The organism is Pseudomonas sp. FG86 (genome assembly GCF_057808775.1).
Genome location: NZ_JBMDIS010000040.1, coordinates 24,861 through 45,513, shown reverse-complemented (window position 1 = coordinate 45,513; position 20,653 = coordinate 24,861). Strand labels below are relative to the sequence as shown.

23 protein-coding genes, 1 tRNA gene and 1 pseudogene are annotated in these 20,653 nt (G+C 61.8%); 6 read left to right on the top strand and 19 right to left on the bottom strand.

Annotated features, from left to right (window positions below; all coding sequences use genetic code 11):
- Window positions 1–22 precede the first annotated feature (22 nt).
- From ACODSV_RS22575 to ACODSV_RS22555, 5 genes are all read right to left on the bottom strand, one after another.
- Window positions 23–1,345, bottom strand: a complete 1,323-nt coding sequence (locus tag ACODSV_RS22575) for an MFS transporter (protein ID WP_024074024.1) — start codon at window positions 1,343–1,345, stop codon at window positions 23–25.
- A gap of 74 nt (window positions 1,346–1,419) precedes the next feature.
- Complete coding sequence (locus ACODSV_RS22570; protein ID WP_069075451.1) at window positions 1,420–2,298, bottom strand: SMP-30/gluconolactonase/LRE family protein; 879 nt, start codon at window positions 2,296–2,298, stop codon at window positions 1,420–1,422.
- Between the two features lie 130 nt (window positions 2,299–2,428).
- A complete protein-coding gene (gene kce / locus ACODSV_RS22565; RefSeq protein WP_150056370.1) occupies window positions 2,429–3,361 on the bottom strand; it encodes a 3,5-dioxohexanoate:acetyl-CoA acetone transferase in 933 nt (310 codons plus the stop codon).
- A gap of 79 nt (window positions 3,362–3,440) precedes the next feature.
- Entirely contained in the window at window positions 3,441–4,229 is a 789-nt protein-coding gene (locus ACODSV_RS22560) for an SDR family oxidoreductase (protein WP_150095296.1), read from the bottom strand.
- On the bottom strand, window positions 4,226–4,948 hold the full coding sequence (locus ACODSV_RS22555; RefSeq protein WP_069075453.1) for a GntR family transcriptional regulator: 723 nt from the start codon (window positions 4,946–4,948) through the stop codon (window positions 4,226–4,228). Before ACODSV_RS22555 ends, ACODSV_RS22560 begins: the two co-directional genes overlap by 4 nt.
- Before the next feature lie 133 nt (window positions 4,949–5,081).
- Here ACODSV_RS22555 and ACODSV_RS22550 point away from each other — a divergent pair, with 133 nt between their 5' ends.
- The gene (locus ACODSV_RS22550) at window positions 5,082–5,648 is read left to right on the top strand and encodes a hypothetical protein (RefSeq protein ID WP_102625589.1); all 567 of its coding nucleotides are present in this window, start codon (window positions 5,082–5,084) and stop codon (window positions 5,646–5,648) included.
- Here the strand turns inward: ACODSV_RS22550 and ACODSV_RS22545 are convergent, their stop codons facing one another.
- A complete protein-coding gene (locus tag ACODSV_RS22545) occupies window positions 5,649–5,792 on the bottom strand; it encodes a hypothetical protein (RefSeq protein ID WP_173860561.1) in 144 nt (47 codons plus the stop codon).
- 197 nt (window positions 5,793–5,989) lie between these two features.
- Between ACODSV_RS22545 and ACODSV_RS22540 the strand changes: the two genes are divergently transcribed.
- A complete protein-coding gene (locus ACODSV_RS22540) occupies window positions 5,990–7,294 on the top strand; it encodes an MFS transporter (RefSeq protein ID WP_024074017.1) in 1,305 nt (434 codons plus the stop codon).
- Window positions 7,294–8,052, top strand: a complete 759-nt coding sequence (locus ACODSV_RS22535) for a substrate-binding domain-containing protein (RefSeq protein ID WP_069075456.1) — start codon at window positions 7,294–7,296, stop codon at window positions 8,050–8,052. Before ACODSV_RS22540 ends, ACODSV_RS22535 begins: the two co-directional genes overlap by 1 nt.
- Here ACODSV_RS22535 and ACODSV_RS22530 read toward each other — a convergent pair.
- Window positions 8,044–8,946: a LysR family transcriptional regulator gene (locus ACODSV_RS22530; protein ID WP_024074015.1), complete on the bottom strand. Its 903-nt coding sequence runs from the start codon at window positions 8,944–8,946 to the stop codon at window positions 8,044–8,046. The two genes, ACODSV_RS22535 and ACODSV_RS22530, sit on opposite strands and share 9 nt — an antisense overlap.
- 280 nt (window positions 8,947–9,226) lie before the next feature.
- Between ACODSV_RS22530 and ACODSV_RS22525 the strand changes: the two genes are divergently transcribed.
- Window positions 9,227–9,439 carry a cold-shock protein gene (locus tag ACODSV_RS22525; protein WP_150056466.1) on the top strand — a complete coding sequence of 71 codons (213 nt, stop codon included), beginning with the start codon at window positions 9,227–9,229 and terminating at the stop codon, window positions 9,437–9,439.
- A gap of 70 nt (window positions 9,440–9,509) precedes the next feature.
- A complete protein-coding gene (locus ACODSV_RS22520) occupies window positions 9,510–9,719 on the top strand; it encodes a cold-shock protein (RefSeq protein ID WP_024074013.1) in 210 nt (69 codons plus the stop codon).
- A 36-nt stretch (window positions 9,720–9,755) separates the two neighbouring features.
- On the opposite strand, the gene ACODSV_RS22515 is transcribed toward ACODSV_RS22520, so the two are convergent.
- The 5 genes and pseudogenes from ACODSV_RS22515 to ACODSV_RS22495 all read right to left on the bottom strand — a co-directional run bounded on the left by ACODSV_RS22515 (window position 9,756) and on the right by ACODSV_RS22495 (window position 15,226).
- Window positions 9,756–10,619, bottom strand: coding sequence for a methyl-accepting chemotaxis protein (locus ACODSV_RS22515; RefSeq protein WP_370531108.1), 864 nt, complete (start codon window positions 10,617–10,619; stop codon window positions 9,756–9,758).
- Window positions 10,614–11,381: pseudogene (locus tag ACODSV_RS22510) on the bottom strand (MCP four helix bundle domain-containing protein); the annotation flags it as partial. The pseudogene ACODSV_RS22510 and the gene ACODSV_RS22515, both read right to left, overlap by 6 nt.
- Window positions 11,382–11,569: 188 nt before the next feature.
- On the bottom strand, window positions 11,570–12,595 hold the full coding sequence (locus ACODSV_RS22505; RefSeq protein ID WP_150054718.1) for a histone deacetylase family protein: 1,026 nt from the start codon (window positions 12,593–12,595) through the stop codon (window positions 11,570–11,572).
- A gap of 68 nt (window positions 12,596–12,663) precedes the next feature.
- Window positions 12,664–13,893, bottom strand: a complete 1,230-nt coding sequence (locus ACODSV_RS22500) for a Zn-dependent hydrolase (RefSeq protein WP_150054719.1) — start codon at window positions 13,891–13,893, stop codon at window positions 12,664–12,666.
- A 13-nt stretch (window positions 13,894–13,906) separates the two neighbouring features.
- Window positions 13,907–15,226, bottom strand: a complete 1,320-nt coding sequence (locus ACODSV_RS22495; protein ID WP_150054720.1) for an MFS transporter — start codon at window positions 15,224–15,226, stop codon at window positions 13,907–13,909.
- A 158-nt stretch (window positions 15,227–15,384) separates the two neighbouring features.
- Here ACODSV_RS22495 and ACODSV_RS22490 point away from each other — a divergent pair, with 158 nt between their 5' ends.
- Window positions 15,385–16,359: a LysR family transcriptional regulator gene (locus ACODSV_RS22490; RefSeq protein ID WP_150054721.1), complete on the top strand. Its 975-nt coding sequence runs from the start codon at window positions 15,385–15,387 to the stop codon at window positions 16,357–16,359.
- On the opposite strand, the gene ACODSV_RS22485 is transcribed toward ACODSV_RS22490, so the two are convergent.
- From ACODSV_RS22485 to ACODSV_RS22455, 7 genes are all read right to left on the bottom strand, one after another.
- The gene (locus ACODSV_RS22485) at window positions 16,348–17,115 is read right to left on the bottom strand and encodes an anti-sigma factor family protein (RefSeq protein WP_489045941.1); all 768 of its coding nucleotides are present in this window, start codon (window positions 17,113–17,115) and stop codon (window positions 16,348–16,350) included. The genes ACODSV_RS22490 and ACODSV_RS22485 overlap by 12 nt on opposite strands.
- On the bottom strand, window positions 17,112–17,609 hold the full coding sequence (locus ACODSV_RS22480; RefSeq protein ID WP_041161116.1) for an RNA polymerase sigma factor: 498 nt from the start codon (window positions 17,607–17,609) through the stop codon (window positions 17,112–17,114). The genes ACODSV_RS22485 and ACODSV_RS22480 overlap by 4 nt, the downstream gene beginning before the upstream one ends.
- 60 nt (window positions 17,610–17,669) lie before the next feature.
- The gene (locus ACODSV_RS22475; protein WP_024074005.1) at window positions 17,670–18,221 is read right to left on the bottom strand and encodes a tetratricopeptide repeat protein; all 552 of its coding nucleotides are present in this window, start codon (window positions 18,219–18,221) and stop codon (window positions 17,670–17,672) included.
- 43 nt (window positions 18,222–18,264) lie between these two features.
- On the bottom strand, window positions 18,265–18,822 hold the full coding sequence (locus tag ACODSV_RS22470) for a cytochrome b (protein WP_069075461.1): 558 nt from the start codon (window positions 18,820–18,822) through the stop codon (window positions 18,265–18,267).
- Between the two features lie 155 nt (window positions 18,823–18,977).
- Window positions 18,978–19,067 (bottom strand) — tRNA-Ser (locus ACODSV_RS22465).
- 84 nt (window positions 19,068–19,151) lie between these two features.
- Window positions 19,152–19,865, bottom strand: coding sequence for a phosphoribosylaminoimidazolesuccinocarboxamide synthase (purC, locus tag ACODSV_RS22460; protein WP_024074003.1), 714 nt, complete (start codon window positions 19,863–19,865; stop codon window positions 19,152–19,154).
- A gap of 27 nt (window positions 19,866–19,892) precedes the next feature.
- Complete coding sequence (locus ACODSV_RS22455; RefSeq protein ID WP_150054723.1) at window positions 19,893–20,651, bottom strand: MBL fold metallo-hydrolase; 759 nt, start codon at window positions 20,649–20,651, stop codon at window positions 19,893–19,895.
- Between the last annotated feature and the right edge of the window lie 2 nt (window positions 20,652–20,653).

The window sequence follows — 20,653 nt, the reverse complement described above, 5'->3', positions numbered from 1 at the left end:
TGGGGGGCGCATCAATGTTGTTCTAGGGTTGAAGTTGCACGGCCATGGCCCGCGGGCGATGGGAAAACAGTTGCAGCACAGCACCGCCCAGGGCGCAGCCGGCCATCACGAAGAAACACACGGTGTAGCCATGCAAGGTGGTCCAGCCGCCGCCCATGGCGATCAGGCTGCCCATCAGCACCGGCGCCAGGCCACCGCCGATAAACATCGCCGTGGTGATGATGCCGTTGGCGGTGGAGGTTGCCGACGACTCGGCCGAGTCACAGGCCACTGCGTAGTAGATCGGCCACACCGCGTTGGCCACCAGGCCGAACAGCAGTTGCACGACGATGATCAGGGTCAGGGTGTTGGCGAAGTAAAACGCGCCGACACTCGCCGCCATCCACAGCCCGCAGATGATCAGGGTGGTACGGCGGCCGATGATGTCCGACAGCGACGGCCACACCAGTTGCCCGAGAATGCCGGTGAGCGTGAACACCACGCTCATCCCCGCCGACTCCGCCAGCGACAGCCCGGCGATGTTGTAGAGGTAGGCCGGCAGCACGATGTTGACGCCCATGTACACCACCTGCGTGAGCATCGTGTTACCCGCCGTCAGGGCGATGTTGCGATTGCGCAAGGTGGCGACAAAGGTGCGCCAGGCATCACCCTTGATCTGGCTGGCCGGGGTGTTGTCCGGTGGGGTCATGCCTTTGGCGGCGATGTCGACGTACAGCGCGGTGATGCGCTCGGCAGTGGAGTATCGCGCCCAAAAGATCATCAGCGGCAGCGCGACCACGAAAGCGAAGAAGAACACGTAGCGCCAGTTGTCCTCGCCAAACACCGTGATGACAAAGCTGGCGACGATGCCACTGAGCATCGCGCCGATCGGGTAACCGGTGTGGTGCGCGCCCAGGGCAAACCCGCGCCGCTCCACCGGCCACCATTCGGCGGTGTTGCTCACGCCGACCGGCTCGCCCCAGCCGGCGCCAAGGTTGACGCCGACACGCAGGGCGATAAACGTCGCGAGGTTGCCGCTCAAGGCTTTGAAGCCCGACAGAAACGAAATCGCCGTGTAGCCGAGCACCAACGGCACCTGGAACCGCGCACGTTTCCAACCACCGCCGTAGCGGTCGCTCCACATCGAACCGGGGATATCCAGCAAGGCCAGCGCGAGCATGACCACCGTGGCCACGGTGCCCCACTGATCAGCCGACAAATCGAAATGCTTGGAGATGGTCGGCCCCAGCCGCAACACGATCTCACGGTCGTAGGCGTTGAGGATCCAGATCATCCAGCAGACCAGCAGCGACACCCAGGAATGCCGGTGAATGCTGCGCAGCGACGCTTTTTTTAAAGTTGCCATGGGCCTCTCCAGGCGCGCGAGGGCGCGCACTGACACAAGGTTGCGGAAGGAAGGTGCCTGGTTGAAAAAACGCGCTAGCTGGCGAACCTTCGCTCGGCTATTCCTTGCACGCCCAGCCCGCTGATCGCGAACAACGCACCGCGCTGCTGACCGTCGGCCGGAAAACGCGGCAGCGGCGGCCTGGCCATGGAGGTCACGAACAGGGTGTCCAGGTTCGGCCCGCCGAAGGTCAGGCTGGTGACCTTTTTCACCGGCATCGGGATCACCCGATCGACCTGCCCATCAGGGGTGTAGCGCACCAGTTGCCCGGCATAGACCAGCGCCTGCCACAGGCAGCCTTCGGCATCCACGGTGCAGCCGTCGGCCGCACCGCCAGCGGCGGTATCGACCTTGGCGAAGGTGCGTCGGTTGCTCACGGCGCCGCTGGCGAGGTCGTAGTCATACGCCCAGATCTCGCCGGACCAGGTGTCGCAGAAGTAGAAGGTTTCGCCGGACGGGCTCCAGCACGGACCATTGGACACGATGATGCCTTCGTCCAGGGTGTGCAGGCTCAAGTCGGGGTCGAGGCGATAGAGCTTGGCGCTGGGGCTGTCTTCCAGGGTGTCCATGGAGCCGAAGACAAAGCGGCCCTGGCGGTCGACCTTGCCGTCGTTGAGGCGGTTGTTCGGCAGGTGCGGTTCCGGGTCCTGGATCAGGGCCAGTTCGCCACTGGCCAGGTCCAGGCTGTGCACGCCGTTTTGCAGGGCAACGATGGCCGCCTCGCCGGTATGGCGCAGGGCCATGGAACCGATCTTCTGGCCGACGTCCCAGGCCCGCAGTTCGCGGCCGTCTTCGGTGCAGCGCAGGATGCGGCCGTCGGCGCTGTCGATCCAGTACAGCCGTTGTTGTTCGACGTCCCACACCGGGCCTTCGCCCAGGGTGGTCTTGACGTCCACAAGCACTTCGATACGCATGGTGTGATCCCCTTATTGTTGTTGTGCGGGATGCAGGCCACGCCCAGATGGGTAACCCCTTGTAGGAGCGAGCAAGCTCGCTCCTACAGTGGATCGGTGAATATCACCGGGGCGCGACCTCAGTTGTGGGTTAGAAGTTGACCTGGTCACGCCCCTTGAGCCCGAGGATTTCCCGTGCTTCATCCGGCGTGGCGACGCGATGGCCGAGGGCTTCGATCACCGTGCGAATGCGCCGCACCTGGTCGGCATTCGACGCCGCCAACTTGCCTGGGCCGTCCCACAACGAATCCTCCAGGCCGACACGGGCGTTACTGCCCATGGACAGGCCCATGGTTGCCAGCGGAATTTGCCCACGCCCGGCACCGAGGATCGACCACACGTAGTCATCGCCAAACAGGCGGTCGGCGGTGCGCCGCATGTGCGCCAGGTCTTCGGGGTGACCACCGATGCCGCCCCGCAGGCCGAACACCGACTGGATAAACAACGGCGGCTTGAGCAGGCCCCGCTCCAGGAAGTGCGCGGCGGTGTAGAGGTGGCCGATGTCGTAGCACTCGATCTCGAAACGGGTGCGGTTCTCGGCGCACGAATTGAGGATATGGGCGATGTCGCGGAAGGTATTGCGAAAGATCCGGTCGTCACTTTCTTCGAGGTACGGGCGCTCCCAGTCGTGCTTGAACTCGGTAAAGCGGTTGAGCATTTCGTACAGGCCGAAGTTCATCGAGCCCATGTTCAGCGAGGCCAATTCAGGCTTGAACTGCATCACCGGTTGCAGGCGTTCTTCCACGCCCATGGTGGGAGCGCCACCCGTGGTGATGTTGATCACCACGTCGCTGGCGGCCTTGATGTGCGGCAGGAATTCAGCGAACAGGGCCGGGTCCTGGCTGGGGCGACCGTCAATCGGGTCGCGGGCATGCAAGTGGACAATGGCCGCACCCGCTTGGGCGGCACCGATGGCGGCGGCGGCGATTTCCTGGGCCGTGATCGGCAAATGCGGCGACATCGACGGCGTATGAATGGCGCCGGTGACGGCGCAGGTAATGATCACAGGGCGATTTTTGGGCATGACGATTCTCCGACTTTTATTCTTATGAAAAAAAATCCCGGTGCAGCGGTGGGTTCTTCCTTGGCGAAGCGCGTGCGGCTTACAGGTACTCGACGTTACCGTCGACGCTGATCGCTTGGCCGGTCACGTTGCGGGCGGCGGGCGAACAGAGAAACAAGGCCATGGCCGCGACGTCTTCGGCGCTGACCATGCGCTTGAGGGAAATCTTGTTGAGGTACTCCTGGCGCATCTCGGCTTCCGGCACGCCGACCTGTTCGGCGCGGGCGCGAATCACACTGTCCATGCGCGGGCCTTCGACGATGCCAGGCAGCAACGCGTTGACGCGGATATCACTCTCGCCCAACTCCGAGGCCAGGGATTTCATCAGGCCGACAATCGCCCATTTGGTCGCCGCATACGGCGTGCGCCACGCGTAGCCCAGGCGCCCCGCCACCGAGGCGATATGCAACAGGTGGCCGTGGGAGGATTCCTTGAGCATCGGCACCGCGTGGTGGGCAAACCGATATTGCGCAGTCAGGTTGATGTTGATGGTGGCTTGCCATTCGGCGTCGCTGATCGCATCGATCCCGCCGGTGGGCCCGGCGATCCCGGCGTTGTTGACCAGCACATCCAGGCCGCCGAATTGCTCGCGCTGCACCGTGAACACGGCTTCGATCTGCGCGGCATCGCTGACGTCGGCACGCGTGGCGACGGTGCCTGGGTATTTATCGCGAAAGGCCGCCAGGGCCGGTTCGCTGACATCACACACATGCACCTGGGCACCGGCTTCCAGGTACGCCGCCGCCACGACCTCACCGATGCCGGCAGCCCCGCCGGAAATCAACACACGTAACCCAGGATAGGGCTGCAACCGTTGTAGGACACTCATGCCCGTTTACCTCCTGAAGCAGACGACCGCGAACGGTCGTTCTTGACGAGCAGGCGCGCCAGGGAGTCGGCGGCCTGCATGATGTCATCGGTCACCGCCGCGCGGGCACCGGCGCCATCGCGGGCAGCCAGGGCCTCAACGATGCGCGTATGCGCCTCCATCGAGCGTTGCAGGTGAGCTTTATCGGGGGCGACCAGGGCAAAGCAGGGGCCCATGTGCAGCCAGAAGTTTTCCACGGCGGCCATGGTCAATTCGGCCTGGGCCACAGCGTAGATGCGCCGGTGGAACGCGAAGTTGGTCCACAGGTAGCGCGACACGTCGACTTCATCCGCGGCGTGCTGCATCTGCTCGCACAGGTCGGTGATTTCGTCGAGGTCAGCCTTTTGCAGGAGCAACACGGCCTTTTCCGCCAGCAGCCCTTCGAGGGCGACCCGCGCATCGCGAATTTCGCGCAGGCGTTCGACCGTCATCATGCGTACGCGCAGACGCGAGGTTTCCGTGACTTCAAAGGCGTTTTCGGCACTGAGGCGTTGCAGCGCTTCGCGCACTGGCATGGGGCTGGAGCCAAGCGCTTCGGCCAGGCCACGGATGGTGAGTTTCTGGCCAGGCTGGAAACGGCCACTCATCAAGGCTTCACGGATCTGGCGATAGACCTGGTCTTGCAAGGTATCGCGGGACACCTGGCGCAGGGTGGGCAGGAGAAGCGGACCATCTGTCATGAGGCAAACCTGTGTTGTCGTTCTTATGGCGACAATATGTGATCACAAATCAAATATGTCAAATAATTTCCCAAACCCACGACAGCACACTTGTCACAGAGTTGGCCCCTGTTGATCATGAATACCCTCTGGAATGGACGCTGACCCCCTGATGAAAATCCACTGCGTTGTGCTCCCGCTGCTGTTGGCCGGATGCACGGCCATGGCGCCCTATAAGGCACCGCTCGACGGCCCCCGAGCACAGGTCAAAAGTGAATTGAGCACCCACGACAGCTACAACGAAGGGCTGTCTGTCAGCGTTTCGACGGATCATGAGTGCCTGGAAGGCAGGGTGGGAACGCCGAGTCAGGAAACCGCATTATTTGCCGTGCACGGCACCACTTCGCGCCCCGACGGTTACGTGGACATCGCCGCCAACCAAGCGCTGCACCTGATCGTGTCGGGCCTGGCGAGCGCCGGGCGGCGCTGTGTGATCGAGTTCAACACTGAGTTCGCCGCCCAGGGGCGTTACCTGCTCAAAGGCGGGATTGCGGACAGCGACAGCGGCTGGTGTCGCGTTGAGGTGATTAATGCCGATACCGGTGCCTCGCTGGTTAAATTCGAGACCCCGACCCAGGTAACACCTGCCCCCACGGAGCGCTATTCGTGGAGGCAGTTCATGGCCCATCAAGGTTGCTTTTTGCCCTCGATCGAACATTGATCAGGGCTTGAGCGGACGCTCCTGATCGCGCTCGGACAGCTCTGTTCCGTCGTCCGGATGCTTCCAAGTCTGGGGTTTTTCCTCTTCGTGTCGCCGGGGTTGCTCACGCTTCGGCTGCTCTTGACGCTTCTGTTCATTACCCATAGCCACCTCCCATCCGTAAGAATTGGACACACCTGCAAGCATAGAACACGGCAGTCATTTGGGGCGGGCTCGCGGATTGATAATCTGCACGCATCAATACATCCAAATAACTCACTTATCATTTCTAAATGTGTCAGCCACTATCCGCGGTCTTAAGCGAAACAAGCACTTTAAAAGAACGCTGGAGACACAAAACCATGAATAGCCCTTCTCGGCCTGACGCCGCTCGCTCGAAAATTGGTGCGGTTTTCCGCGTGACTTCGGGCAACTTCCTCGAACAGTTCGACTTCTTTCTGTTCGGCTTCTATGCCACCTACATTGCTGCCGCGTTCTTTCCCGCCGCTAATGAGTTTGCGTCATTAATGATGACCTTCGCCGTGTTCGGCGCAGGCTTCCTGATGCGGCCATTGGGCGCGATCATTCTGGGCGCCTACATTGACGACGTCGGTCGCCGCAAAGGGTTGATCGTGACCCTGTCGATCATGGCCAGCGGCACGCTGCTGATCGTGTTGGTGCCCGGTTATCACAGCATTGGCCTGTGGGCCCCGTTGCTGGTACTGGTCGGCCGCCTGCTGCAAGGTTTCTCGGCCGGCGCGGAACTGGGCGGTGTGTCGGTGTACCTGTCCGAAATGGCCACGCCCGGCCGCAAGGGCTTCTACACCAGCTGGCAATCGGGCAGCCAACAGATCTCCATCGTGGTGGCCGCCGCATTGGGTTATGGCCTGAATGTGTGGATGGAACCGGCCGTGGTGGCCGATTGGGGCTGGCGTATCCCGTTCGCCTTCGGTTGCGTGATCATCCCGTTCATCTTCGTACTGCGCCGCAACCTGGAGGAAACCGAAGAGTTCGCCAACCGCAAACATCGCCCCACCATGCGCGAAGTGTTGGCGACCCTGGCGAAGAACTGGACGGTGGTCATCGGCGGCATGCTGATGGTCGCCATGACCACCACGGCGTTCTACCTGATCACCGTGTACGCGCCGACCTTCGGCAAGACCGTGCTGCAACTGAGCACCTCCGATGCACTGCTGGTGACCTTGCTGGTGGCCGTGTCGAACTTTGTCTGGCTGCCCATCGGCGGCACCTTGAGCGACCGCTTTGGCCGCAAGCCGGTACTGGTCGCCATGACCGTGCTGACGGTTCTCACTGCTTACCCGGCGTTGTCCTACGTGGTCAACGCGCCGAGCTTTGCGCATATGTTGGAAGTCCTGCTGTGGTTCTCCTTCCTCTATGGCATGTACAACGGCGCAATGATCCCGGCGCTGACCGAAATCATGCCGGTGGAAGTGCGCGTGGCGGGCTTCTCCCTGGCCTATAGCCTGGCGACCGCACTCTTTGGCGGTTTCACTCCGGCGATTTCCACCTGGTTCATCCACCTCACCGAAGACAAGGCCTCCCCGGCCTACTGGATGATGTTTGCCGCGCTGTGCGCTTTGTGCTCGACCCTGGCGCTGTATCGCCGGGCCAACACCCGTGGGCAAGTGATGCAGGAGGCCGTGTGATGAAGACGCTATTCAAGACCCTGACGACCCTGGCCCTCGGCACCCTGGCACTGACGGCCCAGGCCGAAGAACTCAAGGTCATGACCTCGGGTGGCTTCACTGCGGCGTATAAATTGCTGGGCCCGCAATACGCCAAACAGAGCGGCGATACCCTCGACACGATCCTCGGCCCCTCGATGGGCAAGGCGCCGGAAGCGATTCCCAACCGCCTGGCCCGTGGCGAACACGCCGACGTGGTGATTATGGTCGGCTACGCCCTGGATGAGTTGATCAAGCAAGGCAAAGTCGACCCGGCGTCCCGCGTGGAATTGGCGGATTCGCGCATCGGCCTGGTGGTGAAAGAAGGCGCGGCGAAACCGGCGATTGGCACTGACGCCGAGCTCAAGGCCGTGCTGCTCAAGGCCAAGTCCATAGCGTATTCGGACAGCGCCAGCGGTGTGTATGTCGAGAAGGAGCTGTTCAAGAAACTCGGCATGCCCGCCAAGGGCAGCATGATCGAACGCATCCCGGTGGCCGAGAAGGTTGCCAAGGGTGAATACGAGGTGGGCTTGCAACAGGTCGCGGAACTGTTGCCGGTGCCGGGGGTGACTTACGTGGGCAAGATCCCGGAAGACGTGCAGTCGGTGACACGCTTTGCGGCGGGCATTCCGGTTAACGCCGAACACCCGGCCCAGGCCAAGGCACTGTTGCAGTACCTGGCCTCGCCCGAGGCACAACCGCTGGTGCAATCCACCGGCCTGGACTCGGTGTCACGCTGACCGAAACGGCATCTCCCGCACCAACCGCTCCAACTCCAGCGCCGCGGGCGGCAATGTCCGCCCGCGACGCTTGATCAAGCCCACGTTGCGCATCACCGGCGGCTCGACCAGCGGCACACTCACCAGAATCGGGTGTTCGCCCGCCGGCATGGCGATCGACGGCACCATTGCCACCCCCAGCCCCGCCTCCACCAAGCCGATCATCGTGGTCACGTGGTGTGTCTCGCAGACGCTCGGTTTTTTCACCCGCACGCCGTGCAAGGCCTGGTCCAGCAGGGCGCGGTTGCCCGACGTCTTGTCCACCGTGATGTAGTCGTGCTCGTAGGCCTCGGCCCAGGTCACGCTGTCGCGTCCGGCCAACGGGTGGTCCCGACGACACGCCAGTACATAGCGCTCCTGCATCAGCAACTCGAATTCCACTTCATCGGCCAGGCTGCCGCTGAAACTCACGCCAAAATCCGCCTCGCCACTCCCCACCGCGCTGCACACCTCACCGGCACTGGCGTCCAGCACCCGCAGGCGAATCTTCGGGTACAGCTTGTGGAACTCGGAAATCACGTGGGGCATGAAGTAATACGCCGTAGACGGCACGCAGGCGATGGTGACGTCGCCCATGCGCGTGGACGCCACGTTACTGATGCCCATCAAGGCAATGTCGAGGTCGTCGAGCATGCGCTCGACCTGAGGCAGGAATGCACGCCCGACCATGGTCAGGCTGACCCGGCGCGTGGTGCGTTCGAACAGCTTTACATCGAGGGCGGATTCAAGCTTTTCGATACGGCGGCTGAGGGCCGGTTGCGAAATCCGGATGGCCTCGGCGGCGGCGCGAAAACTGCCCTTGTCTACCACGGCGCGGAAGGCTTGGAGGTCGTTGAGGTCGAAGTTGATGATCACGGAGGATAGCCAGTGGGAATCGGAATGCCGGCATTATCGTATGGGCGACGACAGGGCGCCATGCGCGCGGGGACGGCCGCCCGAACACTGCGGGGTCTGCTGCGGGTCTTCAGCATGAAACTGCGCAGTATGGCGCGCTTTGACGGCCTTAGAACCTGTCAGAAATGACAGTACCGTTGGTCTCGCGCCGTGTTGACGGCTGGCTGACGCGGGGCTTTTATTAAGTATGTTGCGTCGCATCGGCGCGCAGCAGGACACAAGGGTTTAGAGGATACGAACAATGAGCAACAGACAGAACGGCACGGTGAAGTGGTTCAACGATGACAAAGGCTTTGGGTTTATCACTCCGGAGAGCGGGCCCGACCTGTTCGTACACTTCAAGGCGATTGTGGGCGAAGGATTCAAATCATTGAAAGAAGGACAGAAAGTCAGCTTCGAAGCGGTGCAAGGGCAAAAAGGCATGCAGGCCGACAAAGTCCAAGTGGTCGGTTGATAAACCGTTGAATGACCGCTTCACCCCGCCCACCACGGGCCATGTATTGCACTGAAAAAGGAGAACGGCCATGTCCAGAACAACTCCACAGACTGCAATCTTCATCAGCAGCGAAACTGCCGTCCACGATACGCAAGACGTGTTCTTTCGCAGCAGCACCGCCCAGGGCGGTCGGGTGCTGCGCGAGGGGCAAATCGTCAGCTACGAATTGGAACGGGGGCCGGGGGGTGAGTGGCAAGCGGTCAATATAAAGATCGAGGAAGAACCGACGCTGAATTAGCGCTCTCCTGCCCGCCGCCACTCACGGCGCACGTCACTACAGCTGAAAGCGTGCCACCGCCTCGTTGAGGGCGACCGCCAACTGCGCCAATTCACGGCTCGACCCATTGATCTGCCCGGCGCCGGAAGACGACTGGGCAGACAGGTCGCGAATATTAACGATGTTGCGATCGACCTCCTTGGCCACCTGGGCCTGCTCCTCGGCGGCGCTGGCGATCACCAGGTTGCGCTGGTGAATCTGGTCGATGGAGTCGGTGATCTGACTCAATGCACCACCGGCCCCTTCGGCCAGGGCCAACGTGTCAGTGGCGCGCTGGGTACTCGACTGCATCGATGTCAGTGCCTGGTCGGAGCCCGTGCGCATCGCGGTGACCATCTGGTCGATTTCCAGGGTCGATTGCTGGGTACGGTGGGCCAGTGCGCGCACTTCGTCAGCCACCACCGCAAAACCACGCCCGGACTCACCGGCCCGCGCCGCTTCGATAGCGGCATTGAGGGCCAGCAGGTTGGTCTGCTCGGCAATGGAGCGAATCACGTCGAGCACCTTGCCGATATCCCGCGATTGCTCGGCGAGGTTCTGTACCAGGGTCGAGGTTTCGCCGATGTTGGTGCTCAGGGCTTCAATGGCGCTGACGGTTTCGCCCACTCGGTGCTGGCCCTCGCGCGCCGTTTCATTGGACAGGCGTGTGGATTCGGAGGTGGACACCGCATTGCGCGCCACCTCATCCGCGGCCGAGGTCATCTCGTTGACCGCCGTGGCGGCCTGCTCGATTTCAGCGGTCTGTTTTTGCAGGCTGCGGCTGCTTTGGTCGGTGATGCCATTGAGGTCGGTGGCGGAAGACGCCAACTGACCGGCCGACTGGCGAATCAGTTGCAAGGTCCCGCGCAGGCTGGCTTGCATGCTCTGGAGCGCCACGAGCAGGCGGGTCACTTCGTCGTCGCCGGTCACCGCCACCGTTTGGGTCAGGTCGCCTCGGGCGACGTTTTCTGCGGCCCGCACTGCATGGCTCAAGGGGCCGACGATGCTGCGCGTCAGCAACCACGCCAGCGCCACGGTGCTCAACGCGGCCAGCAGCACAAAACCGAAGACCATCGTACGCGAACGGCCGTACTGCGCCTCAGCCGCCTGGCCCTGCTGGTTGATCTGCGCGTTGTAGTAGTCGGCCAGGGCGTTGAGTTGGGCTCCGGAGCCATCCACCACGGTTTTCATGTCCACCAGCAGCAACTTGTTGAGCTCGGCGCCCTTCTGCTGGTCGGCAAGGACAAACGACTGGGCCAGCCCCTGCTGGTATTGGCGCAGCGAGACCTGAAACTGCTCATACAGCGTGCGCACCTCGGGGGTGTCGATCACCGCGTTGAGGTCGGCCAGCCGCTTGGCCAGGTCCTGGCTGCGGGTGTCCATCTGGCTGCGGTATTGCGGGATGCTCGCGGGGTTCGGGTCCAGCGCCATGCGCAAAGAAATCGTACGAATGCGCAGCATGATTTCGCGAATGTCCGCCACCAGGCGCATCTTGGGCACCAGCCCGCTTTCCACCTGCACCGCACTGGCACGAATGCTGGCCATGTTCGAGAGCGCGAAAAACCCCAGCAGAGCGACGAGCAAGGCAATCAGGGCAAAACCCAAGCCCGCGCGACGGGCGATGGACAGGCTGCGAAGGGACATGTTTGGCGACTCTCTTTTTTTTAGGAATACGACATCGTATGAGAGCGTGTCGGCCTGCTGGGACAGTACTTTAGCCGCACGGAAGAAAGTGTTGCCAACGCGTCTCACAGTGTTTGGCAACCACTGAACGCCTGCTGGGCATGGAGCCCAGCAGGCGTTTCGGTTTCAGCCCCTGAGAAGTTGCCTGATTACACTCTCCAAGCCTGTGGGCCGTTGAAAAACGCCTGGGCATTACTGTCCAGCGTCTCCAGGTGATACCCCCCTTCCTGCACGATCACACAGGGCAACCCCAGCCCACGGATACAGTCTCCCAACTGCGCAAACCCCTGCCGCGTCACCGCGACTTTGCTTTGCGGGTCGAGTTCGTAGATATCGAAGCCCAGGGACAACACCAGCACCTGCGCCGAGAAGTCTTTGACTGCCTTGAGCGCCCGCTCCAGTTGTGCAAAAAACACCGCCTCGCTGGCACCGTGCGCCATCGGCAGGTTGAGGTTGCAGCCTTCACCGGCGGCGTTGCCGCGCTCTTCGGCGAAGCCGGCGACGCCGGGGTAGAAGTTGGTGGGATCGCCGTGGATCGACACGTAGAGCACATCGTCGCGGTCGTAGAAAATTTCCTGGATGCCCTGGCCGTGGTGCATATCGGTGTCGAGGATGGCGACGCGCTGGAAGCCTTCGCGCAACGCCTGTGCCGCGACGGCCGCGTTATTGATGTAGCAGAAGCCGCCTGCCGCATCGAAGCGCGCGTGATGACCTGGCGGGCGACACAGTGCATAGGCTGCGGGCGCCCCGTCGAGGATGGCCCTGGCGGCAGCGACGGCGCTTTGGGCTGACCAATATGCCGAGCGCCAGGTGAGTTCACCCACCGGGCAACTGCCGTCGGCCAGGTAGCGCGCAGCCTGTGCCAGGACGCCGCGCAGGGCGTTGGGCTCGCGCACGAAGATATTGGACATGACTTCGTCGCCCCAGTCCTCGGGGATTTCTTTCCAGAGCGCGTGGGCTTGCTGGAGGAAAGTCAGGTAAGACGCGCCGTGGACGGCCAGCAAGGGCTCAAGTCCATAATCCTGCGGTTGTTGAATGTCGAAGCCAAGGGTTTGCGCAGCCAGCAGCAGGTTGCGGGCACGCTCGGGGACTTCCTGCGGCGTGCGCATCTGGCCGCGGGAATAGTAGCTGCGCGGATGGTGCAGCAGCTGTTCGGGGTGGAAAAACGTACGCATAAGAGGCTCCTGGATGAACACTGCGCCCCTGTTTGAGCGGGACGGCGCCAGTCTTCAGGTATGAGTGGTCATGTGGCCTGGCCGGCGCGAGCCAACACGGCGTTAAGCAATACATCGGTGCCCTGGCGCACGTCTTCGGGCAATACATCTTCGGCTTCGTTGTGGCTGAGGCCGCCGACGCAGGGGATGAAGACCATTGCGGTGGGGCAATAGCGTGCCAGGTGAATCGCGTCGTGACCGGCGCCGCTGACGATCCGCTGCTGGCTGTAGCCCAAGGCGTCCACCGCGGCTTGCACGCAGGCCACGCATTGCGCATCGAACGGTGTCGCCGGGCTGATCCAGTGGGGGCTGATGGTGACGTCGAGCCCACGTTGCGCGGCGATGGCCTGCAACTGTTTGCGCACCTGCTGTTCCATGGCATCAAGGTCGGTGTCGCGGTGATGGCGCAGATCGACGCTAAAATGCAGCAGCCCGGGGATGGTGTTACGGGAGGATTTGGCGATGCTCAATTCACCAACGGTCGTCAGGCCCTCGGGAGCGAAATCCTTGGCCAGGCTTTCCAGCGCCTGGATCATTTGCGCAGCGCCATACAGCGCGTCCTTGCGCAGCGGCATCGGCGTCGTGCCAGCGTGCGCCGCCATGCCGGTGACGCGCACGTCGAGCCAGCGAATCGCCTGGCCACCAGTGACCACGCCGATGCTCTTGGCGTTGTCTTCCAGGATCGGGCCTTGCTCGATATGCGCTTCGAAATACGCATCCACCGCACCACCTGACGCGCGCTCACCGTGGTAGCCGATGGCGCGCAAGGCCTCGGCCACGCTGATGCCGTCCACGTCGACACTGGCCAGGGCCTTGTCCAACGCCAGGGCGCCAGTGAAGACCGCCGAGCCAAGCATCGCCGGGGTAAACCGGGCGCCCTCCTCGTTGGTCCATACGGCGATTTCCAACGGTTTACGCGTTTGAATACCGTGGTCGTCAAGGCTGCGGATCACTTCCAGGCCAGCCAGCACACCGTAGACACCATCGAAACGCCCGCCCTTCGGCTGAGTGTCGAGGTGGCTGCCCATCATCACCGGGGCGGCGTCCTCCTCCGTCCCGGCGCGGCGGGCGAACAGGTTGCCGATGGCATCCACGCTCAAGGTCAGCCCCGCCGCAGTGCACCAGTGGCTGAACAGCTCGCGACCGGCCTGGTCCTCAGCGCTCAAGGCCAGGCGGCAACTGCCACCGCGTGCGGTCGCACCCACTTCAGCCATGGCCATCAGGCTGGCCCACAGGCGCTGGCCATTAATCTTCAACATTACCCATCTCCCCTCAGACACTTGGGGCCATTTCGAGACGGCGGGCGGTGGCGTGGCGGCGCGATAACGCCAATACGCACACCAGCGAGACCGCCGCGATCAGGCTGTAAAACACCGCCATCGGCCACCATTGGCCCTGGTAGGCATGGGCCAGCCAGGTGCCGATCAATGGCGTCAGACCACCGGCCAGCGCACCGCACACCTGATAGGCCAAGGAAATCGCGGTATAGCGCACACGGGTTTCAAACAGGCCGCTGACAAAGCCGGCGATGACCGCATAAAACGAGGCCATGCACACCACGGCCAGGGCGATGCCGAGGATGATCAACGGCGCCTGGCCGCTGCTCACCAGCACGAACATCGGGTACGGCGAAGCCATCGCCAGTACCGTCATCGCGCAGAGAAACCGCGTGGCGCCGACCTTCTCCGCCACCCAGGCCGCCAGCGGCTGGACACAGAACTGGATGATGGCAACGAAGAACAAACACTCCAGAATCAACGAGCGCGGTAAGCCCAGTTGCTGAGTGCTGTAGGCAATCATGAACGTGTTGGTGAAATACACGCCGGCGATGCCCAGGGTGTTGGCGCCAATGCACAGCAACAACGGGCGCCACGCGGTTTTCAGCACTTCGATCACCGGGGCCTGGTCGGGCTTGATCGCCCGGGCCTTTTGCGCCAGGGCCTGGTCTTCGAGGAACTCAGGGGATTCGTTTACGCCCAGGCGAATCGCCAGGCCCACTATCAGCAGCAAGGCACTGGCCAGGAACGGCAGGCGCCAGCCCCAACTGAGCAGGTCTTCTTCCGGCAAACGCGTCACCGCGCTGAACGCCAGCAGCGACAAAATCAACCCCGCCGGGCTGCCCAGCTGAGCAAAGGACGCGAAGAAGTTCCGCCGCCCTTTGGGCGCATGCTCACCGGCCATCAGCACCGCACCGCCCCACTCGCCACCGACGGCAATACCTTGCACGATGCGCAGCAGGACCAGCATGACCGGCGCCGCGACGCCGATCTGCGCGTAAGTTGGCAGCAGCCCGATACACACGGTGACCACGCCCATCATGACCAGGGTGATCACCAGGGATTTCTTGCGGCCAATGCGGTCGCCGATATGCCCGAACACGATGCCGCCCAACGGCCGCGCGAAAAAGCCCACGGCAAAGGTACCGAACGCAGCCATGGTGCTGAACAATTTGTCTTCGGAAGGGAAAAACAGCTGACCGAACACCAACGCCGCGGCGGTGGCATAGATGTAGAAGTCGTACCACTCGATCATGGTGCCGATAAAAGCGGCGGCCGCAGCACGGCGAGGCTGGGGCGAAGCGGAAGGCTTCATGGGGCGGGCTCCTTTGGTTATTTTTTTGGCAGGAGAAAGGTCGAACGCATGCGCTCTGATGGCGCTTGTCAGGGGTGATTTATCGTCGCGGGGCTATGATTAGTCAATTTTCTATTTATTATTCCAATTATAAATTCTGCTTATTATTGAGCCGCGCCATGTCCGAACCCCGTCGCGATATTCACCCCCTGCTCAACGACCGCCTGGACTGGAACCTGCTGCGCACCTTCCGCGTGATCGGCCAGGAACTGAGCATCAGCCGCGCCGCCGCCCGCCTGCATTTGACCCAACCGGCGATCAGCCAGGCCCTCAAGCGCCTGGAAGAACAACTCGACTGCCAACTCATCGCCCGCCGTGGCCCGCGTTTCGTACTGACCGAGGCCGGTAAACAGATCTTCGCCATTGCCGGCGAGATGTACGGCCAGGTCTCGCAGATGAGCAATGCCCTGCAGAAGCCTGGCGATGAAGTGATCGGCAAGGTGCGTTTGCTGATGATCAGCCGGATCAACTCGGACCTTTTCGATGAGTTTCTCGCGGACTTTCATCGTGAACATCCACGGGTCGACCTGGAAGTGGAGGTGATGCGCAGCTCCGACATCGTCGCCGCCCTGCTGGAAAAAACCGCCACCCTGGGCCTGAGCCTCAACCGTCGATCACAGCCACGGCTGGAGCAGCATCTGTTCCTGCGCCAGCGCTACGCGTTCTTTTGCGGACGGCACCATGCCCTGTTCGGACGCAGCGGATTGGCGGAGGGGGATTTGCAGTCGGAGAACTTCGTGAGTTTCACCAGTGATCAAATCGGCGGGATGCTATCGCCGCTGACGATCTTTCGTGATCAGCAGGGCTTCAGCGGGCGGATCGTGGCGTCGTCATCCAGCCTGGAAGAGGTACGCCGCCTGGTGATCGCCGGGTTTGGTTTGGGCTGCCTGCCGGTTCACGTGGTGGCGGAGGATGTGAAGAACGGGCTGCTGTGGCGGCTGCCGCCGGATGAGGGGATTGCCGATGTGGATATCCACTTGCTGTGGCATCGGGAGCAGAAGATGAGTCGAGCGGAAAGGGTGTTCATTGAGTCGCTGTTGGGGCGGTTGGCGAGTGCAGCAGACGATGCCGGCTCACCGGGTTCAAGCTATTAACGTCCGTTCGACGCGGCTGGCCATGATCTGCAAATCCTCGAATGTGTTTCTACCGATCAGCATGAAGCCATGGGACAGGCTGGCCCAATACACCACATTCATGCCTCGGCGCTGCTCGGTAGCGACGGGCTGCGCGCCCTTTTGGCTGGCGGTGATACACAGTGCCAATGGACCATGGCGCGGATCCAGGTAGGTCAATTGGCCGATCACTACGCCTTCATAGTCGAGGATCTGCGCACGCCGGAACTCGGCGCCGGGCAGAGTTACCGCCTCTGGAGATAACGACAGCCCCAATTGTGCTCCCACGCCATTGAGTTGGGCGATGTGAGAGGCGCGATCAGCGCTGAGGTTTTCCAGGGTCTGCGGTGTGTACAGGGCCATGTATTCGGCAACCGAGGCACGCCAGCCTTGAGCGGATTGCGCGCGAGGCCAACTGATGAACAGGCGGTCGGCAACTGCGCCTGCCACGGCAAAACCGGCGGCTACGGCCAGGAAGCGACGTCGACTCAGCGCTGGGGCTTGTGCCGCTGGCAAGGCGTTGAGCATTGCCTGCATCCGCGCGGTAGGTGCTTGACCCAGCACCGAGTCGAAGGCGGCCTTGAAGGGTAAGTCAGCGCACTGCAAAGCCTCCAGGCGTGCGGCCAGCACCGGGTCCGTGCGGACCTGATTGGCGATGAACGCCCGCTGCTCCACCTCCAGCTCGCCATCCAGATAAGCCACCAACCACTCATCGGACGGTACGTTAGTCTGAGTCATCGCCGTTCTCCGCTGGATTTATCCTGCTGGGCCGTAGAGGGTGTGGTCTGCACCAGTTTCAAGCGGGCGGCGGCCAACCGGCTCATCACAGTCCCGACGGGAATATGCAGCACCTCGGCAATTTCCTTGTAGGAAAGCCCTTCGACGTACGCCAGAAACACTGTTTCCCGCTGTGCTTCAGGCAACCCGTTAACGAGCTTGATCACTTGCGCGGCCAATACCTGATCCTGAGCCTGGCTCTCGCCATCGAAGGACAACGCCTGTTCCCCCTCGACAAACCCCTGCCCCTGGCGTACCCGTTGCGAACGCACCTCGTTGAGCCAGATGGAATGCATGATCGACAGCAGCCAGCGGTCCAGGCGCGTGCCGGCCGCGAACTGCCCGGCACGCTCCAATGCTCGCACACAGGTCGCCTGCACCAAGTCTTCGGCCAGATGCTTTTGCCGCGACAACACCAACCCATATCGCCATAAACGCGGCAACAACAGGCCCAGCTCGCGACGAAACTCAGCCTCTCTGGTGATGGCTGCCCCCTGTCGGTTCACTCATCGGTTTCAAGCCTGTGGCGCGGCGGCGATAGCTTCGGCGAGGTCTTGGTACTCTTCGCAGGTGGTGCTGCACAAGGCTTTGATTTTCACCAGTTGCTCTTGCGCCAGGTCGACGCGCCCTTTGATCACATAGGCCTCGCCCAGGTACTCGCGAACCTGCGCGTAGTTGGGGTCGAGCGCGACGGACTTCAGGTAATAACCGATACCTTCATCGGTGCGCCCCAGTTTGCGCGTGGCATAGCCGCGATAGTTGAGAGCCTTGGCGGTGTTCGGGTTTTGCAGGGTATCGAGCAATGCCAGGGCTTCGTCGTAGCGCCCATCTTTGGCCAGGCGGTAGGCGTAATCGGTACGGTCGGCGTCCGAAGTGGCTTTGCTGGTTTGCAGCACGCATTTTCCGCTCTTGGTATCCCAGACCTGGCCTTTCGGGCAGTTAGGCTTGGGCGGGGCCGATTCGTCACCGGAGGCGTGAGCTGGGCCTGCGAGTAAAGCGGCGGCCAGGCAAGCACTGAAGAACAGCGCGGTGCGGTAAGTGACGGGGTGTTCGTGGCGGTTTTTCATGGTTGTCATGCTCCGTAACGATGGGGAGGTGCAACAGCGAACATCACTTTTGAAGCGCATTACCTGAACCGGGCAACATACGGCGCAGCGTGTTGTCGCCGACGACAACGTGATGCCAGAGCGCAGCCGCGGCATGCAGGCCCGCCAGCAGGATGATCGCCCATGCCACATTGTCATGCAGACCACCCAGGGCGCCCCTCCATTCGTGATCAATCACAACGGGAGCAGGAATGGGGAACAGCCCGAAGAAATTGAACGGCTCGCCTTGAGCCCAGCGAAACATAAAGCCCAGGACGATCTGCGCCAACAGCAACAGGTACAGGCAACCATGCGCCATTTTCGCCAGCAGGTTAAGCGCCCGGGGACTGTCGGACTTTGGATGATGACCCGCAATCAATCGCCAGGCGATCCGCACGACAATCAACAGCGCCATCGCAATGCCGAGCGAGATATGCAGCGATTGCAGGCCCTTGCGCAGCGGCGTGCCCTTCTCCAGGTTTTCCCAGAGATGGGCACTGGCAAACATGAAGATCACCACGGCAGCGGTGAGCCAGTGGAAGATGCGGGTCCAACGGTCGTAGCGGTCGGTCGGTATGTTCATGGGCATTCCCTGATGGTGTGAGTAGTGAACACCGCAGCGGGGAAAGTTATTCGGTGAGGCGCAAAAAAATAGATGTGCTTCGGCCGTTGCCAAGCGAATACCCGGAAACGAAAAAGCCCCGTAGCTTATTCAGCTACGGGGCTTTTTCTATGTAATGGCGGAGAGATAGGGATTCGAACCCTAGGTACCGGTGAAGGTACAACGGATTTCGAATCCGTCCCATTCGGCCACTCTGGCATCTCTCCAACGGCGCGCATCATAACAGCCTGTTTCGTGGAAGCAAAGCTCGAATAGAGATTTTTTTCCGTGCTATCAGATGCTTGCGTCGATTACAGCGGTACGCCGAGACGATGGGCGACTTCTTCGTAGGCTTCGATCACATCACCGAGGCCTTGGCGGAAGCGGTCTTTGTCCATCTTCTTCTTGGTGTCCTTGTCCCACAGGCGGCAGCCGTCCGGGCTGAATTCGTCGCCCAGGACGATAGAGCCGTCGTGGAACACACCGAATTCCAGCTTGAAGTCCACCAGCAGGAGGCCTGCGTCGTCGAACAGCTTGCTCAGCACGTCGTTGACCTTGAGGGACAACTCCTTCATGCGCGCCAGTTGCTCAGCGGTGCCCCAACCGAACGCCACGACGTGGGATTCGTTGATGAACGGGTCGCCCTTGGCGTCGTCCTTCAGGAACAGCTCGAACGTGTAAGGGTTGAGCTTGAGGCCCTCTTCCACGCCCAGGCGCTTGACCAGGCTGCCGGCGGCGTAGTTACGCACGACGCATTCCACCGGGATCATGTCTAGCTTCTTGACCAGGCACTCGTTGTCGCTCAGCAGTTTGTCGAATTGGGTCGGGATGCCGGCCGCTTCGAGTTTCTGCATGATGAAGGCGTTGAACTTGTTGTTCACCATGCCCTTGCGATCCAGTTGCTCGATGCGCTTGCCGTCGAACGCCGAGGTGTCGTTGCGAAACAGCAGGATCAGGCGGTTGGCGTCGTCGGTCTTGTACACCGACTTGGCTTTGCCGCGGTAGAGTTCTTCACGTTTTTCCATGATGGGCTCCGCTTTGAGTGAGGTGGGCTAGGCGATGTGTCGCCAGTCGAGCCCTGAATCTTGATCGGCCAGTTGCAGCCAGTCCGGGTCGCACCCAAGGGTGTCGACAAAACATTGCCGGGCAAGCGTCGGCAGGTTGTTCTTGCTGCTCAAGTGGGCCAGGACCAGGTGTTGCAGGTCTTGCCAGCCCAACTCGTACACCAGGTACGCCGCCTGGTGGTTGTTCAAATGTCCCAGTTCGCCACCCACCCGCTGCTTGAGAAAGTACGGATAGTGACCGCGAGCCAGCAGGTCTCGGCAGTGGTTGGACTCGATCATCAAGGCATCGAGGTTCCGGTAACCGTCCAGCACCTTGGCACAGTAGGAGCCCAGGTCGGTGAGCACGCCGAAGCGCCGCTCCCCATCACTGAATACATACTGCGTAGGTTCCTGGGCGTCGTGCGCCACGGCAATCACATTGATGCTCAACGCGCCAATCTGCAGTTGCTCGCCACCCGCCAGGAAACCTGCGGGTTCAATGGGCTTGCGCATCCCGCGCAACGTACCGCGACTGAGGTACACCGGAAGATTGTAGCGCCGAGACAGCAAACCCACGCCATGCACGTGGTCGGCATGTTCGTGGGTCACCAGGATCGCGCTCAGCTGCGAGGGGTGAACCCCCAGGCGCAGCAGGCGCCGCTCGGTTTCCCGCAAGGAGAAACCACAATCAACCAGCACGTACGTGTCGTCGTGGGCGACCAGCGTACCGTTCCCTTGGCTACCGCTGCCGAGAACGGCAAAACGCACCG

Excerpts from the sequence above, each read along its gene's own strand:
- ACODSV_RS22575 (WP_024074024.1), bottom strand. The coding sequence starts at position 1,345 with ATGGCAACTTTAAAAAAAGCGTCGCTGCGCAGCATTCACCGGCATTCC.
- ACODSV_RS22570 (WP_069075451.1), bottom strand. The coding sequence starts at position 2,298 with ATGCGTATCGAAGTGCTTGTGGACGTCAAGACCACCCTGGGCGAAGGC.
- kce (WP_150056370.1), bottom strand. The coding sequence starts at position 3,361 with ATGCCCAAAAATCGCCCTGTGATCATTACCTGCGCCGTCACCGGCGCC.
- ACODSV_RS22560 (WP_150095296.1), bottom strand. The coding sequence starts at position 4,229 with ATGAGTGTCCTACAACGGTTGCAGCCCTATCCTGGGTTACGTGTGTTG.
- ACODSV_RS22555 (WP_069075453.1), bottom strand. The coding sequence starts at position 4,948 with ATGACAGATGGTCCGCTTCTCCTGCCCACCCTGCGCCAGGTGTCCCGC.
- ACODSV_RS22550 (WP_102625589.1), top strand. The coding sequence starts at position 5,082 with ATGGACGCTGACCCCCTGATGAAAATCCACTGCGTTGTGCTCCCGCTG.
- ACODSV_RS22545 (WP_173860561.1), bottom strand. The coding sequence starts at position 5,792 with ATGGGTAATGAACAGAAGCGTCAAGAGCAGCCGAAGCGTGAGCAACCC.
- ACODSV_RS22540 (WP_024074017.1), top strand. The coding sequence starts at position 5,990 with ATGAATAGCCCTTCTCGGCCTGACGCCGCTCGCTCGAAAATTGGTGCG.
- ACODSV_RS22535 (WP_069075456.1), top strand. The coding sequence starts at position 7,294 with ATGAAGACGCTATTCAAGACCCTGACGACCCTGGCCCTCGGCACCCTG.
- ACODSV_RS22525 (WP_150056466.1), top strand. The coding sequence starts at position 9,227 with ATGAGCAACAGACAGAACGGCACGGTGAAGTGGTTCAACGATGACAAA.
- ACODSV_RS22520 (WP_024074013.1), top strand. The coding sequence starts at position 9,510 with ATGTCCAGAACAACTCCACAGACTGCAATCTTCATCAGCAGCGAAACT.
- ACODSV_RS22515 (WP_370531108.1), bottom strand. The coding sequence starts at position 10,619 with ATGCAAGCCAGCCTGCGCGGGACCTTGCAACTGATTCGCCAGTCGGCC.
- ACODSV_RS22505 (WP_150054718.1), bottom strand. The coding sequence starts at position 12,595 with ATGCGTACGTTTTTCCACCCCGAACAGCTGCTGCACCATCCGCGCAGC.
- ACODSV_RS22500 (WP_150054719.1), bottom strand. The coding sequence starts at position 13,893 with ATGTTGAAGATTAATGGCCAGCGCCTGTGGGCCAGCCTGATGGCCATG.
- ACODSV_RS22495 (WP_150054720.1), bottom strand. The coding sequence starts at position 15,226 with ATGAAGCCTTCCGCTTCGCCCCAGCCTCGCCGTGCTGCGGCCGCCGCT.
- ACODSV_RS22490 (WP_150054721.1), top strand. The coding sequence starts at position 15,385 with ATGTCCGAACCCCGTCGCGATATTCACCCCCTGCTCAACGACCGCCTG.
- ACODSV_RS22485 (WP_489045941.1), bottom strand. The coding sequence starts at position 17,115 with ATGACTCAGACTAACGTACCGTCCGATGAGTGGTTGGTGGCTTATCTG.
- ACODSV_RS22475 (WP_024074005.1), bottom strand. The coding sequence starts at position 18,221 with ATGAAAAACCGCCACGAACACCCCGTCACTTACCGCACCGCGCTGTTC.
- ACODSV_RS22470 (WP_069075461.1), bottom strand. The coding sequence starts at position 18,822 with ATGAACATACCGACCGACCGCTACGACCGTTGGACCCGCATCTTCCAC.
- purC (WP_024074003.1), bottom strand. The coding sequence starts at position 19,865 with ATGGAAAAACGTGAAGAACTCTACCGCGGCAAAGCCAAGTCGGTGTAC.